A 12692-nucleotide genomic window follows, 5' to 3' on the forward strand; every position below is an offset into this window, starting at 1 on the left:
TTGGTTCCGGCGCAGCCTTATCGCCTATCCAACGGAGACGAAGTCGGCAAGGTTCTTAAGAGCGCATGCAGAGGCCTCGATCCTGCCCGACTTCGAGCGTCGCCGCCACCGGACATGGAGCGCCGACGAGCGCCGGCGCGCGCCTTTCTTTTGTCGTCTCTCTTGGTTTTGCATTTTGCGCGCTGAATGGAAACGCGGCGCGCGGCGAGGACCGGCCGCCGGTCTTCAGCTGGGTCGGCATGTATATGGGCGCGAGTCTCGGCGGCGCCGTTCCCCTGCACGCTGGCGAGCGACTGCAGGCGACAAGCGGCTTCGGCGCGCCTGCTTACGATCTTTATCCCCGTGGCGTGACGCGCCCAGGCGTCACGGTCGGCGCGCAGGTCGGCTATAATTGGCAGAGCGGCCCTCTCGTCTGGGGTTTCGAAACCGATCTCAGCCTTCTCGACGGCAGGCGCGGCCCGCATGGCCTTGTCCCCGCTTCGCCGGCCTATGTTCCCGGCCTGCCGGCGTATACGCTCTCCGCCAATTCGAGCGCGAATTTCTTCGCGAGCATTCGCGGGCGCGTCGGCTATGCCTGGGACCGCTCGCTCTTCTATCTCACGGGCGGCGTCGCGGCGGGCGGCGCAAGAGGTCCGGCGACTCTGACGCTCGGCGCGAGCGGGCTCGACGCGACTTTCTCTGCGCCATGGTCGCAATCCTCGCGGATGAAATATGCGATCGGCGCCGGCTTCGAATACGCCTTCGCCGACAATTGGTCGGCGCGCGCCGAATATCTCTTTCTCAATCAGTCGTTGAACACGCAGGTTTTCGACAACGGCGCCGGCTATGCCTACGTGTCGCGCATGCGCAATGAGAACCATCTGTTGCGCTTCGGTCTGAATTATCATTTCGGCGCGAAAAGCGAGATTCCTGGCGAGTTGCACTACGGCCAGCAGGCGCGTAACGGCCAGAATTCGGGCAATGGCGGGAACGGCGGCGATTCGGACGCCCCTGAACGCTACAGCGTGCATGCGCAGACGACGAATGTCGTGCAGGCCTATCCGCGCTTTCGCGCGCTCTATGACGGACCGAACAGTTTCCCTTCGGGCGGCAAGGCCAATGTCGGCTCGACCACGAACCTTTTTCTGGGCCTACGCTTATGGGAGGGCGGCGCCGCCTACCTCAATCCGGAGATCGACGCCGGCTATGGACTCGCCAATTCGGTCGGCGCCGCCGCCTATGTGAATGGCGCGGTCGCAAAGGTCGGACGCGCCGCGCCCTACATGCGTTTTCAGCGTTATTTTCTGCGCCAGATCATCGGCTTGAACGGCGGCGAACGGCTGACCGACCCTGACGTCGGCTCCCGAAGCGAAGTGCTTGAATCGACGCAAAACCAGATCTCCGGCAGAGTCGACCGAGACCGCGTGATCGTCACGCTTGGTAAATTCGCCGTGCCCGACGTCTTCGACGACAACGTCTATGCGCACGACCCGACGACCGGTTTTCTCAACTTCGCCTTCAATGAAATGGGCGCCTTGGACTACGCCGCCGACTCCTGGGGCTACACCTATGGGCTCGCGGTCGAGTGGAAACAGGACTGGTGGACGGCGCGCGGCGGCGTGTTTCAGCTCTCGACGATTCCCAACGGGCTGGAGATCGAACCGCAGCTCTTCCGCCAATTCATGGGCGTCGCGGAATTTGAGGCGCGGTATGATCTCTTCGATCAGCCCGGCGCGATCAAATTTCTGGCCTTTGGCGACAACGGCTACATAAGCAAAATCGACGACGTCATTCGTTACGCCTTCCTCACCAACCAGTTTCCGCCGAGCGTCGAAAATGAGCGGCGCCGCGCCGTAAAGACCGGCGGCGGGATCAACGTCAAACAGCAGATCGCCCCGCATCTCGGCTTTTTCCTGCGCGCCAGCATGGCCGACGGACGCTATGAAACGGTCGATTACACGGACATCGACCGGCAGCTTTCAATGGGCGTCGTGGCCGGCGGAACGTGGTGGGGACGCGACGACGACGAGATCGGGCTCGCGGGCGCCTTGAGCGGGCTTCATGGCGACCGGGTGCGCTATTTCGGACTGGGCGGAACCAGCGTCTACATCGGCGACGGCGCGATATCTTACGCAGGCGAGAAAAACATGGAAGCCTATTACAAGATCGGCTTCGGCAAGAATATCGATGCGACCTTCGATTATCAGCTGCTGGTCAACCCTGCGCATAACAGCGCGCGGGGACCGATCAATGTCTTCGGCCTGAGATTTCGCGCCGCGTTTTGAGAAGGCTTTCGCCTTCGTTCCCGACAACCCGAAGGCCTAACTCCGGTTTCCCGATCGCTCGCTTCGTCGAGAATGACATTGGCGCTTCAGTTGAGATATTCCGGCAGCTTGCGCTCGAACTCAGGAAAATAATGGGAGATGACGCTGACGTCGAAGCGCGCGAGGATGCTCTCCTTCGCTTCGCGGTCGAGCAGAAAGCGAAAGGCCGCGCCAATGAAACTTTCCGCATCGGCGCCGCCGCTTAGCCGCTCGAAATCGTTTTGCGACACCGTAACGCGATGGCGGGTTTCGCTTGCGCCGTCCCCCAGCCTTACGTCGCAGACAAGCGGATCGCCGCCGCCGATCATGCGCGCGTCAATGGCGGTCACAGCAGCGCCTCGACGTCCTTGGCGATTCCCTCGGGCGTGTCGGTCGGCGCGTACCGCTTCACGACATGTCCCTCGCGGTCGATGAGGAACTTGGTGAAATTCCATTTGATGGCTTCGGAACCCAGAATTCCCGGCACCTCGCGCTTAAGCAGGCGATAGAGCGGATGCGCGGTCTCGCCATTGACGTCGATCTTGCCGAACATTGGAAAGGTGACGTCGTAATTCGCCGAACAGAAGGACGCGATCTCCTTCTCGGAGCCCGGCTCCTGCGCGCCGAACTGATTGCAGGGAAAGCCCAAAACGACGAATCCCCGATCGGCGAATTTGCGGTAAAGCGCTTCGAGCCCGGCGTATTGCGGCGTGAAGCCGCACCGGCTCGCGACATTGACGACCAGCATGACTTTGCCGGCGTAATCGGCAAGCTTCCTCGGCTGGCCGTCGATCGTCGTCGCCTCGATGTCGAACAGCGTCATGAAACCCTCGCACGAAAAGGGAAGCGTGCGCTCGCGGACTATGCGACCAGCGTTCCCGAAGGCTCGGAGTCGTTTTCTGACGCTTCCTCGAGCCCGTATTCCTTCATCTTCCGATAGAGCGTCGAGCGGCCAATTCCAAGTCGGCGCGCAATTTCGGACATCTGGCCGCGATAGTGCGTCAAGGCGAAGCGGATCGTCGCGGTCTCGATGTCTTCGAGCGTGCGCATCTCGCCATTCGATCCCAGCAGCGACATCGCATTCGGGTCGCGGATTTCGACGCGGACGATCTCGCGTTCGCGCGGCGCGGTCCCGGGGACGCCCGGCGCAGGCGCGGGCGGCACGCGCACTTCATAACCTTCGACATGGGCGGCGATTTGCGGAAACTCGGCGACCGTCAGCTCGTCGCCGTCGGCGAGCACGACGGCGCGAAAGACGGCGTTCTCCAGTTGGCGGACGTTGCCCGGCCAGTCGTAGCTCGTCAGCAGCGACAGCGCTTCCGAGGTCACGCCGCGGATATTGCGGCCTTCCTCGGCGGCGAAGCGCGCCGCGAAGCGCCTGGCGAGATCGGCGACGTCCTCGCGTCGACCGCGCAGCGGCGGAATGTTGATCGGGAAGACGTTGAGCCGATAGAAAAGGTCCTCGCGAAACAGCCCGCGTTTGACGAGGTCGATGAGATTTTGATTGGTCGCCGAGATCAGTCGAATATCGACCCGGATCGCGCGCTTCGCGCCGACGGGATCGATTTCGCCTTCCTGCAGCGCGCGCAGCAGCTTCACCTGAATGTCGAGCGGCAGTTCGCCGATCTCGTCGAGAAACAGCGTTCCGCCGTTCGCCTCGACGAATTTGCCGCTGTGCCTTTCGGTGGCGCCGGTGAAGGCGCCCTTCTCATGGCCGAAGAGAATCGATTCGACGAGATTGGCCGGCAACGCGCCGCAGTTGACGGTGACGAAGGGCTTGCCTTTGCGATCCGACGCGCCCTGGATGGCGCGCGCCACGATCTCCTTGCCGACGCCCGACTCGCCTTCGAGAAGCACCGGAATGGAGGAATGCGCCGCGCGCTGGCCGAGACGGATGACGCGCGCCATGTCGTCGCTGCGCGAGACGAGGTCCTTGAACGTCAGAGCGCCCTGCGCCCGCCGGCTGATGCGGCGCACTTCGTCGGCGAGCGCATCGGCGGAGAGCGCGTTCTTGATCGAAATTTGCAGGCGTTCCGCGCCGACCGGCTTGACCACGAAGTCATGGGCGCCGGCGCGCATCGCCGAAATGACCGCCTCGATCGACCCATGCGCCGTCTGCACGATCACCGGGGTCGCGAGTTTCATGTCGCGCATCCGGGTGAGCACGCCCATGCCGTCGAGGTCGGGCATGACGAGGTCCAGAATGAGCAGCGCTATGGCCTTGGCGCCAGGCTGCGTCAGCCGCGCAATCGCCTGTTCGCCGCTCTCGACGGTCTCGGTCTCGTAACCAAATCGCCGCGTCATAGCTTCCAACAGACGACGTTGAACGGGATCGTCGTCCGCAATGAGAATGGTCGAGGTCATTTCGTCCCTTGCATTCCGGGATATCGAGCGGCGAAGTCGCCGCCTCGGGCTTGGCGCGTCCCGGAACCGTCTCGGCGGCTCCTCAATCGTTGCCAAGCATAGTAAAGGCGGGGTTAACCGCGCCAAGACAAAACTTTGTAGCGCCTTCCGACCCATCGACCAAGACCCCAGAAGGCGATCCTGGCGATTTGACGGCGAATCGCTGCAAGTTATGGAGATGTCAGCGCCATGGCGACGCCCCCGCCGGCGCGCCAGGAGCCGCGCGGCGGGAGGAAATCTGATGGATCCGCGCAAAATCGTCGGCAGGCTCGTCATCGCCACGCATAATCCCGGGAAGCTTTGGGAGCTCAGGCAATTGCTCGAGCCGCATGGCGTCGAAGCGGTTTCCGCCGGAGAACTCGGCCTCGAGGAGCCGGAGGAGACGGAACGGACCTTCGCCGGCAACGCGCTCCTAAAGGCGCACGCCGCCGCCATGGCGTCCGGATCGCCCGCCTTCGCCGATGATTCCGGTCTTTGCGTCGACGCGCTCGACGGCGCCCCCGGCGTCTATTCGGCGCGCTGGGCGGGGGAGGATCGCGACTTCAAGGCCGCCTGCGCCCGCGTCGAGCGCGAGCTCGAGGCGCGCGGCGCCACGCCGCCCTATCGCGCGCATTTCGCTTGCGCGCTCGCCGTGGTCTGGCCGGACGGGCATATCGAGCAGTTCGAGGGCCGCGTGGACGGCGTTCTCGTCTTTCCGCCAAAAGGCGAAAAGGGCTTCGGCTATGATCCGATCTTTCGGCCCGACGGGCTCGACAAGACTTTCGGCGAGATGATGTCGGCGGAAAAACACGCCCTGCCCGGCGACGGCTCGCGGGCGCTGTCGCATCGCGCCCGCGCCTTTCAGGCGCTGGCGAAGGCGTGTCTCGACTAGACAACCGGCTCGGCCGCTTGACGTCAGCACTTGGCGTAACGCCGCGCTCCGACTACCTTCTCAAAGAAAAAGCCGCCGCTGCGGAAACGCGAGGAAACGCCCCATGACCAAGCATGAAACTTTCGCCGCGCTCAAACCGCCGTTCAAACCGCGCTACGGCAATTTCATCAATGGCGCATGGGCGGACGCGAAATCCGGCCGCGTCTTCGACAATGTCTCCCCGATCACCGGCCAGAAGGTCTGCGAGATCGCGCGTTCCGACAAGGACGACGTCGAGGCCGCGCTCGACGCCGCGCACGCCGCCAAGGACGCCTGGGGCAGGACGAGCCCGGCGGAACGCGCCGTGATCCTCAACCGCATCGCCGACGTCATGGAGGCCAATCTCGGTCTCCTCGCCGCCGCCGAGACCTGGGACAACGGCAAGCCGATCCGCGAGACGAGCGCCGCCGACATTCCGCTCGCGATCGATCACTTCCGCTATTTCGCCGGCGCCATTCGCGCCCAGGAAGGCGGCATTTCCGAAATCGATCACGACACCATCGCCTATCATTTCCACGAGCCGCTCGGCGTCGTCGGCCAGATCATCCCCTGGAACTTCCCGATCCTCATGGCCGTTTGGAAGCTTGCGCCGGCGCTCGCCGCCGGCAATTGCGTCGTCATCAAGCCGGCCGAGCAGACGCCCGCAAGCATTCTCGTGTTGGCGGAGCTTGTCGGCGAGCTTCTTCCCAAGGGCGTGCTCAATATCGTCAACGGCTTTGGGCTCGAGGCCGGCAAACCGCTCGCCTCGTCGAACCGCATCGCCAAGATCGCCTTCACCGGCGAGACGACGACCGGCCGGCTGATCATGCAATACGCCAGCCAGAACCTCATTCCGGTGACGCTGGAGCTCGGCGGCAAGTCGCCCAACATCTTCTTCGAGGACGTCGCGCGCGAAGATGACGACTATCTCGACAAGGCGGTCGAGGGCTTCGTGATGTTCGCGCTCAATCAGGGCGAGGTCTGCACCTGTCCGAGCCGCGCCCTGGTGCATGAGAAGATCTACGACCGCTTCATGGCGCGCGCCTTAAAGCGCGTCGGCGAGATCAAGCAGGGCAATCCGCTCGACCCCGAAACCATGATCGGCGCGCAGGCCTCCTCCGAACAGCTCGAAAAGATCCTCAGCTATATCGATATCGGCAAGCAGGAAGGCGCGAAGGTGCTCGCCGGCGGCGAACGCAACGCGCTCGCGGGCGACCTCGCCGGCGGCTTCTATGTGAAGCCGACCGTGCTCGAAGGCCATAATCGCATGCGGGTGTTCCAGGAGGAAATCTTCGGCCCCGTCGTGTCGGTGACGCGTTTCAAGGACGACGACGAGGCGCTCGCCATCGCCAATGACACGCTCTACGGCCTTGGCGCCGGCGTGTGGAGCCGCGAGGCCAACCGCTGCTATCGCTTCGGCCGCGCCATTCAGGCGGGGCGCGTCTGGGTGAACTGCTATCACGCCTATCCCGCGCATGCGGCTTTCGGCGGCTACAAACAGTCGGGCATCGGCCGCGAGAATCACAGGATGATGCTCGATCATTATCAGCAGACGAAGAACATGCTGGTGAGCTACAGCGAGAAGAAGCTGGGGTTCTTTTAGCCCCCGCCTTCCCCCGCTTCGCGGGAGAGGGAGCGATACGCGCCCTTCACCGGAGAAGCGCGGAACGCCGATCGCTAGCGTCCCCTCTCCCGCTTTAGCGGGGGAGGGACAGGGAGGGGGTAGTGACCACGACAATCAAACCGGCGAGAGTCATTGCCACGCCCGCGGCGCTTGATCTCATCGCCCGGCTGCGCGGCGAACACGGCGCCCTCCTTTTCCACCAGTCGGGCGGCTGCTGCGACGGCTCGGCGCCCATGTGCTATCCGCAAGGAGATTTCCTCGTCGGCGACGGCGACGTGCGGCTCGGCGAGATCGGCGACGCGCCCTTCTACATCGGCGCGGCGCAGTTCGATTACTGGAAGCATACGCAACTCGTCATCGACGTCGTGCCGGGCCAAGGCGGCATGTTCTCGCTCGACAATGGCACGGGGCTGCGGTTCCTGACGCGTTCGCGGCTCTTCACCGACGACGAATTGGCGCATCTGGCCGCCGCGACGCCCGCCGCCGACTCGCCAGCTTGAGCGCTGCGCCCGCCGCGCAACGCCACTGATCGAGTTCTTGCGTCCGATGGACGGCGAACGGCGGCGCTCGAGCGGGCTCAGCGTCGCCCCCGGCCCGTCGGGGAGTTTAAGGTTGACACTGCGCCGCGGGGGCCGCATATGCCGCTGCATCGGCCGCTTCATCGCGGCCGCGTCTCGCTCGCGGGACGATGGGGGAATGTCCCGAGCGGCAAAGGGGGCGGACTGTAAATCCGCTGGCTAAGCCTTCGTAGGTTCGAGTCCTACTTCCCCCACCATCACCTTAAATCCTCTTCATAAATCGCTGGTTTCACTCGGACTTTTTCAAGGTGCGCCCAACTTCCCCTGAAGGTGCGCCCATAGCCGTTCGCGTTTCGAGCTTGTCGCCGGCCCCGATCGCCAGCCGCTCGCGGTTCGCCGCCCGCGTATAGAGCGACGCCATGCGCCCGCCGCGCCAGCCGAACATCGCCTCGAGTTCCGCTTCCGTGGCGCCGTTCTCTGCGGCGCGCGTCGCCGCGTTCTTGCGCAGCCCGTGCGCCGACTTGTCGACGCCAGCGGCGCGGCAGGCGTCGCGAAACATATTGCCGAGCGACTCCTTACGCAGCGGCCGGCCGGCCTCGCTCGCGATGAATGTCAACTCTCCGACGGGCCCGACATCGATCGCCGCCGCCAATCCCCGCGCGATGCGAATCGCCACCCACTCCCCGGTTTTTTCGGTCTGAATGCGGATGACGCCGTCGCGGACGTGCGGGCGGCCGACCCGCGCCGCGTCACCGCGGCGCAGCCCGGTGTAGAGCAGCACGGCGTAAATCAACCGCTCGCGCGTCCCGAGCGGCCAGCGCGCCTCGAATGCGGCCAAGTCAGCCGCCGTCCATGGCAGGTGCCCGTCGGTCTTGCGGCGCGGGGTCTTAACGCCCGCCGTCGGGTCCGCCGCGACGAGCTCAGCGTCGAGCGCCCAAAGGAAGATCCCGCGCATCGTCTCGATGAAGTGCCGCGCCGCCGCCGGCGCCGCTGCGCGATCCTCGCGCCCACCGACGATGTCGGCGCGGGAGATCTGGCGCAAAGGAGCGCTGCCGCAACGCGCCAGCACATGCTTGAGGATATTCTCGCGCTGGCGCCGCGTCGCCGCTGATAGCTCCGACCAGGCTGTAGAGCGTCGATAGAGCTCGACAGCCCATGCGAGCGAACCAGCCTGCGCCTTCCCCTGCCCCACCGACGCGAGCCGTTTCAGTGCCGCCTCATATTCCGCCCGAAATTCAGGCGTCCCGTAATCGGCGCGCAGGCGCACGCGGGTGCGCCCGGCGTCCTGGAGACGGACATACCAGACGGTCTTTTTGTGGCGCGTCGTCGCGCATTGGAGATACGGCCAGCGCTGTCGTGGCATTTCGGCCATCAAAGCACGAACCTTCGCCGCTCGCCAAACGCCGGGCCGGCCTCGCCGGTCGGCCAGTCATCGCCGCCTGCGGCTTTTGGCTGCGGTTCGAGGATGATCACGCCATCCACCTCGACGCGCACGCGCCAGGCCTCGCCGCTGCGCGAGCGCTGCGCCGACGCGGCGCGTAGGGCGCGCTCGATGTCGCATTGCGTGACGCGTGCGGCGCGACGGCTCATGGTTTTGCGCTATGCTCTGTCAATGGCAGCGGGCAACCAGCCCCGATCCATTCATTGAGTCTGCCAGTATTTCTAAACCACTCGCCTTTCAGCCTATATCGTGCGAATTTGCGATGCAGCGCTCTTTCGAGCGCAATATCTCCTGGCAAATATTTGTAGACCTTGATCTCTTTTGGCGCTGAGGTCTGAAGGGATAGGATCCGCGCGCCTCTTGATGCCGCCGAGAACCCGATCTTGACGTAATGATCATAGCCAGCGACATAGACGCGGCCGGTTGGCGCGGAACTAAATTCATCAATCTCTTCAAGTTTCTCCGCAAGACGAGCGAGCGAAGCCTTGTAGCGCTTGAGTCTCTGTGGATCGAACGTCCATATCGCCCCAATCTTAGCCGCTCCAGGCAAATCGCCTCGCGCGGCAAGCGCATGGACGCCGCGGCGCGAGACGCCCAGCATAGCGGCCGCCTCTTCGGCGCGGATGCGCTGCGGGGCAGGGCGGCTAGCGCGCTGGGTCATGCGGCCGCCTCGCGCTTCAAACGGGCGTGACGCAGGTATTCCTCAGGCGCCTCAAGACCCGCATCATTAATCTCGTATTCGTCGTAAGGCGCTCCAGATGGAAATGCGCCGATCTTGCCGTTAGCCGACACCCAGCCGCGCGCGATAATTGCGCGATCGGTTGGTGTGACATAGTTCTCTCTTCGCGACGCGTGGATCACGCCTCCATATTGTCCGCAGAACAGGCCGGCGAGCCTCTTCGCTTGAGATGACGTGGCGCGCTTGGTCATGGCGCGACCTCTTCGCAGATTGGAAGATTGGCGAGTTCGAGCAGAACGTCGGCGTGGCAAGGCTCGCCCATAGCGCACCAGCATGCGAGGTTCTTGCCGCGGAGCGAGACAATCGCGTCTATTGAAGCGTCATTAGTCGCCGCTCGCTTAACGAGCGCGCGCCTGAACAGCGCAACCGCCTCTTCCGCGGTCTCGACACGCTTAGGTGTGAATTCAGTAAATGGCCATGCCGGTTTTTCGCCAATGACGAACGGATTGCCGAACGGACCCGGCCGCGCACAATTCACCGCTGGCAGTCCATTAACCGAACGCGCGCACTCTTGCAGGTTGAAGCCTTTGGCGCGCGAGAGGCGAAGGCGGACGGGGCGCGGGGCGTCATTCATGGAACCAATCCATCGTCGAGTTGCCCCATGACTCTGGGTTTCCAGCTATCTGCGGCGCAGCGATGCGATCGGTCGCGAGATAGGTCTTCGCGCTCACGTCATAGACCAGCAGTTTTGGAAAGCGCGCCTTAATCTCGCGAAGATCGATCGACGCCTGGGTCACAGAGACCTCGCCGAGGCGGCGAATATCAGCGCGGTTGATCGTCCCGGTGATCTGCGCGTGATTGATCGCGCGGGCGAGACGCTCCCGCACAGACAGGCGTAGTCCTTCGAGGCGCTTGTCAGAGGCGTCGATCATCCCGCCTCCGCCTTTCTCTCGACCTCTATCGCATGCGTGACATGCCAGCCGCCCGTCGCGCGCGGGTAGTTGGCGCAGAGCAGCGGCGCGATCACCCGCTCCCAATCGGCGAGCGCGCACCCGCCCGTGCCATTGTTCATGCAGTTGATGTCGAACACGCCGCGTGAGGTTCGCCCTTGGAAGTGCCCGATCCAATGCGTGTAACGATAGCGCGCCGCCATCGGCACGCCGGGCTGCGTCCAGGGTCCTTCCCATTGAACGCGCACAAGCCCGTAATCAGGCCAGTTCGCGCCGATCTTCCGCCAAGGCTTGCCGACAATACGCAGTGCAGCGTTCATCATGGCCGGATTGGTGTAGCGCCGGCCCTCGAAGCCGACAGCAAGCATGATCGGCTTCACCTCGTCGAGCGTCATGTCCATGATCGCGGCGAGCGCGCCGGGCCCGCAGTTCGCGCCCCATTCGTCATGCGCACGATCGGCGTCGTGGATGGTGAATCGGGTCATGGCGCCGCCTCGCGCTCACCCTCACGAAATCCCATCGTCTCTTCCATGCTGCGCTTCATGATGCAGAGCATGTCGTAGACGTCGCGCTTCTCCAGGCCATACGTCATGAGCTTCAACTCGCTGATCGGCAGGCGCGCCTTCGCGCCGGCGGGACACAGCTTCGCAATCTGGACAAAGCCTTCGATGCGGCCCGACTCGACAAGCGCTTCGAACTCCTCGATCGCGCAGTCGATATCGACCTTAGGCCGCAGCTGGGTCGGGCCGATGCCGACAAGCGCCTTGCGCTTCTGCTCACCCATGGTGGGACTCGCTGTCAGTAGCGGCGATGGCCGCGCGCAAACTTCGGTTGGCTTCTACTTTCGACATCCTCCGCCACGGACGATCTTCTAGGATCGCAACGGCCTCGCAGGCCGATAGCCCGCCGCGGCTTCGAGGCTGTGCCAGAGATTGACCGTGATTTGTGAGAGCCTGCGCTTCGTGCGCGGAGAGCAGGCTCATCGGGACTGAGATAACGAGAAAGGATTCTCCGCCATCTCTGATCTGGCGAATATTTTCCTCGGCTCTATAGCCTCCGAGCATTATCGGCATGACGTCGTTCGCCTCACCCATGGCGGGACTCCCGTAGCGTGGTCAAGGCGCGCTTGCGCTTCGCGACCTCGCTTCGAAGGGCGGCCTCAGCGTCGACGAGACACTTCCAGAAGTGATAGATCGGGTCGCAACCGATATCGCTGCCGGAGGCGATCAAGCTCTGTGACTTCATCTTGCGAACATCGCGCAGTTCCCAATATGACGCGTCGCCATCGCAATCCACGACATAGGCTTCCAAACCGGCGCCACGAAAGCGCGCCGACTCGCCGTCGCGATGAAGGCGAAATTGCCACTGCAAATCGAGATAATCGTCCGGGAATGGCCCGCGGACCATGACGGCGCCGAATATCGTCGTTGCGAGGCGCGGCGGGCTTTGGCGCTTTAGTGAGTAGAGGCCAGGCATGATCGGTCGTGGCCCCACGATTTCGCGATCCTGACGAATTCGTCATAGCCTGGCTCACCTGGGCGTCCGCTCAATTGGGAGATCGGCGTTCCGAGTTTGCGAGGCCCTCCAGGATTGCAGCCGGGGCAATCTGCGAACATCGCGCCTGCTTCGCCCTCGAAGTAATAGACATCACCTTCGGGCAACTCCGGCCCGATTCCGCAGGCGAAGCGACGCTTGCTGTTCATCTCTTCGTTGTCGATGCGAATGTGGATCATCAGTCCGCGACCATTCTGTAATCGAAGGAAACAAGTTCTCTGCGGACCGGCGGCAAGGCTTTTAGTTCTTTGTCGAAGACGGCGAGCTTTGCCTCGTCATGCGTCTGCGGCTGGACGCAGCGGACGAAAGCCAAAATCTCGACGCCAGCCTCCGTCGATCCTTTCCAGACGCG

17 protein-coding genes and 1 tRNA gene are annotated in these 12692 nt (G+C 63.6%); 5 read left to right on the top strand and 13 right to left on the bottom strand.

Annotated features, from left to right (window positions below; genetic code table 11):
• Nucleotides 1-65 precede the first annotated feature (65 nt).
• A complete protein-coding gene (locus tag BN69_RS07855; RefSeq protein ID WP_014891052.1) occupies nucleotides 66-2264 on the top strand; it encodes a carbohydrate porin in 2199 nt (732 codons plus the stop codon).
• 86 nt (nucleotides 2265-2350) lie between these two features.
• Here the strand turns inward: BN69_RS07855 and BN69_RS07860 are convergent, their stop codons facing one another.
• The 3 genes from BN69_RS07860 to BN69_RS07870 are packed head-to-tail and all read right to left on the bottom strand — an operon-like array spanning nucleotide 2351 to nucleotide 4646.
• Complete coding sequence (locus BN69_RS07860) at nucleotides 2351-2632, bottom strand: hypothetical protein (protein ID WP_014891053.1); 282 nt, start codon at nucleotides 2630-2632, stop codon at nucleotides 2351-2353.
• The gene (locus tag BN69_RS07865; protein ID WP_014891054.1) at nucleotides 2629-3105 is read right to left on the bottom strand and encodes a glutathione peroxidase; all 477 of its coding nucleotides are present in this window, start codon (nucleotides 3103-3105) and stop codon (nucleotides 2629-2631) included. Before BN69_RS07865 ends, BN69_RS07860 begins: the two co-directional genes overlap by 4 nt.
• A gap of 38 nt (nucleotides 3106-3143) precedes the next feature.
• On the bottom strand, nucleotides 3144-4646 hold the full coding sequence (locus BN69_RS07870) for a sigma-54-dependent transcriptional regulator (protein ID WP_014891055.1): 1503 nt from the start codon (nucleotides 4644-4646) through the stop codon (nucleotides 3144-3146).
• Nucleotides 4647-4926: 280 nt separating this feature from the next.
• On the opposite strand from BN69_RS07870, the gene rdgB reads away from it, so the two are divergent.
• From rdgB to BN69_RS07890, 4 genes are all read left to right on the top strand, one after another.
• A complete protein-coding gene (rdgB, locus tag BN69_RS07875) occupies nucleotides 4927-5556 on the top strand; it encodes an RdgB/HAM1 family non-canonical purine NTP pyrophosphatase (RefSeq protein WP_014891056.1) in 630 nt (209 codons plus the stop codon).
• Nucleotides 5557-5659: 103 nt separating this feature from the next.
• A complete protein-coding gene (adh, locus tag BN69_RS07880) occupies nucleotides 5660-7177 on the top strand; it encodes an aldehyde dehydrogenase (RefSeq protein WP_014891057.1) in 1518 nt (505 codons plus the stop codon).
• Between the two features lie 122 nt (nucleotides 7178-7299).
• Nucleotides 7300-7698 (top strand): DUF779 domain-containing protein, encoded by a 399-nt coding sequence (locus BN69_RS07885; protein ID WP_014891058.1) that lies wholly within the window; start codon nucleotides 7300-7302, stop codon nucleotides 7696-7698.
• A 190-nt stretch (nucleotides 7699-7888) separates the two neighbouring features.
• Nucleotides 7889-7973, top strand: a tRNA-Tyr gene (locus BN69_RS07890).
• Between the two features lie 32 nt (nucleotides 7974-8005).
• Here the strand turns inward: BN69_RS07890 and BN69_RS07895 are convergent.
• From BN69_RS07895 to BN69_RS07945, 10 genes are all read right to left on the bottom strand, one after another.
• The gene (locus BN69_RS07895) at nucleotides 8006-9088 is read right to left on the bottom strand and encodes a tyrosine-type recombinase/integrase (RefSeq protein ID WP_014891059.1); all 1083 of its coding nucleotides are present in this window, start codon (nucleotides 9086-9088) and stop codon (nucleotides 8006-8008) included.
• Nucleotides 9088-9306 (bottom strand): hypothetical protein, encoded by a 219-nt coding sequence (locus BN69_RS07900; RefSeq protein WP_014891060.1) that lies wholly within the window; start codon nucleotides 9304-9306, stop codon nucleotides 9088-9090. The genes BN69_RS07895 and BN69_RS07900 overlap by 1 nt, the downstream gene beginning before the upstream one ends.
• Complete coding sequence (locus tag BN69_RS07905; protein WP_083858701.1) at nucleotides 9303-9818, bottom strand: GIY-YIG nuclease family protein; 516 nt, start codon at nucleotides 9816-9818, stop codon at nucleotides 9303-9305. Before BN69_RS07905 ends, BN69_RS07900 begins: the two co-directional genes overlap by 4 nt.
• Nucleotides 9815-10087 (bottom strand): hypothetical protein, encoded by a 273-nt coding sequence (locus BN69_RS07910; RefSeq protein WP_014891062.1) that lies wholly within the window; start codon nucleotides 10085-10087, stop codon nucleotides 9815-9817. The genes BN69_RS07905 and BN69_RS07910 overlap by 4 nt, the downstream gene beginning before the upstream one ends.
• Nucleotides 10084-10470 (bottom strand): DUF4326 domain-containing protein, encoded by a 387-nt coding sequence (locus BN69_RS07915; RefSeq protein ID WP_014891063.1) that lies wholly within the window; start codon nucleotides 10468-10470, stop codon nucleotides 10084-10086. The genes BN69_RS07910 and BN69_RS07915 overlap by 4 nt, the downstream gene beginning before the upstream one ends.
• Entirely contained in the window at nucleotides 10463-10768 is a 306-nt protein-coding gene (locus BN69_RS07920; protein ID WP_014891064.1) for a BrxR family helix-turn-helix transcriptional regulator, read from the bottom strand. The genes BN69_RS07915 and BN69_RS07920 overlap by 8 nt, the downstream gene beginning before the upstream one ends.
• On the bottom strand, nucleotides 10765-11271 hold the full coding sequence (locus BN69_RS07925; protein ID WP_014891065.1) for a hypothetical protein: 507 nt from the start codon (nucleotides 11269-11271) through the stop codon (nucleotides 10765-10767). Before BN69_RS07925 ends, BN69_RS07920 begins: the two co-directional genes overlap by 4 nt.
• Nucleotides 11268-11570, bottom strand: a complete 303-nt coding sequence (locus BN69_RS07930) for a hypothetical protein (protein WP_014891066.1) — start codon at nucleotides 11568-11570, stop codon at nucleotides 11268-11270. The genes BN69_RS07925 and BN69_RS07930 overlap by 4 nt, the downstream gene beginning before the upstream one ends.
• A gap of 302 nt (nucleotides 11571-11872) precedes the next feature.
• Nucleotides 11873-12193, bottom strand: a complete 321-nt coding sequence (locus BN69_RS07940; protein ID WP_014891068.1) for a hypothetical protein — start codon at nucleotides 12191-12193, stop codon at nucleotides 11873-11875.
• Nucleotides 12194-12240: 47 nt separating this feature from the next.
• The gene (locus BN69_RS07945) at nucleotides 12241-12519 is read right to left on the bottom strand and encodes a hypothetical protein (RefSeq protein WP_014891069.1); all 279 of its coding nucleotides are present in this window, start codon (nucleotides 12517-12519) and stop codon (nucleotides 12241-12243) included.
• Nucleotides 12520-12692: the final 173 nt, after the last annotated feature.

The sequence above is a fragment of the Methylocystis sp. SC2 genome (assembly GCF_000304315.1).
Lineage (GTDB): Bacteria > Pseudomonadota > Alphaproteobacteria > Rhizobiales > Beijerinckiaceae > Methylocystis.

Coding starts and splice junctions, on each gene's coding strand:
- BN69_RS07865 (WP_014891054.1), bottom strand. CDS start 3,105: ATGACGCTGTTCGACATCGAGGCGACGACGATCGACGGCCAGCCGAGG.
- rdgB (WP_014891056.1), top strand. CDS start 4,927: ATGGATCCGCGCAAAATCGTCGGCAGGCTCGTCATCGCCACGCATAAT.
- BN69_RS07905 (WP_083858701.1), bottom strand. CDS start 9,818: ATGACCCAGCGCGCTAGCCGCCCTGCCCCGCAGCGCATCCGCGCCGAA.
- BN69_RS07900 (WP_014891060.1), bottom strand. CDS start 9,306: ATGAGCCGTCGCGCCGCACGCGTCACGCAATGCGACATCGAGCGCGCC.
- BN69_RS07930 (WP_014891066.1), bottom strand. CDS start 11,570: ATGGGTGAGCAGAAGCGCAAGGCGCTTGTCGGCATCGGCCCGACCCAG.
- BN69_RS07870 (WP_014891055.1), bottom strand. CDS start 4,646: ATGACCTCGACCATTCTCATTGCGGACGACGATCCCGTTCAACGTCGT.
- BN69_RS07855 (WP_014891052.1), top strand. CDS start 66: ATGCAGAGGCCTCGATCCTGCCCGACTTCGAGCGTCGCCGCCACCGGA.
- BN69_RS07940 (WP_014891068.1), bottom strand. CDS start 12,193: ATGGTCCGCGGGCCATTCCCGGACGATTATCTCGATTTGCAGTGGCAA.
- BN69_RS07925 (WP_014891065.1), bottom strand. CDS start 11,271: ATGACCCGATTCACCATCCACGACGCCGATCGTGCGCATGACGAATGG.
- BN69_RS07915 (WP_014891063.1), bottom strand. CDS start 10,470: ATGAATGACGCCCCGCGCCCCGTCCGCCTTCGCCTCTCGCGCGCCAAA.
- BN69_RS07920 (WP_014891064.1), bottom strand. CDS start 10,768: ATGATCGACGCCTCTGACAAGCGCCTCGAAGGACTACGCCTGTCTGTG.
- BN69_RS07910 (WP_014891062.1), bottom strand. CDS start 10,087: ATGACCAAGCGCGCCACGTCATCTCAAGCGAAGAGGCTCGCCGGCCTG.
- adh (WP_014891057.1), top strand. CDS start 5,660: ATGACCAAGCATGAAACTTTCGCCGCGCTCAAACCGCCGTTCAAACCG.
- BN69_RS07945 (WP_014891069.1), bottom strand. CDS start 12,519: ATGATCCACATTCGCATCGACAACGAAGAGATGAACAGCAAGCGTCGC.
- BN69_RS07895 (WP_014891059.1), bottom strand. CDS start 9,088: ATGGCCGAAATGCCACGACAGCGCTGGCCGTATCTCCAATGCGCGACG.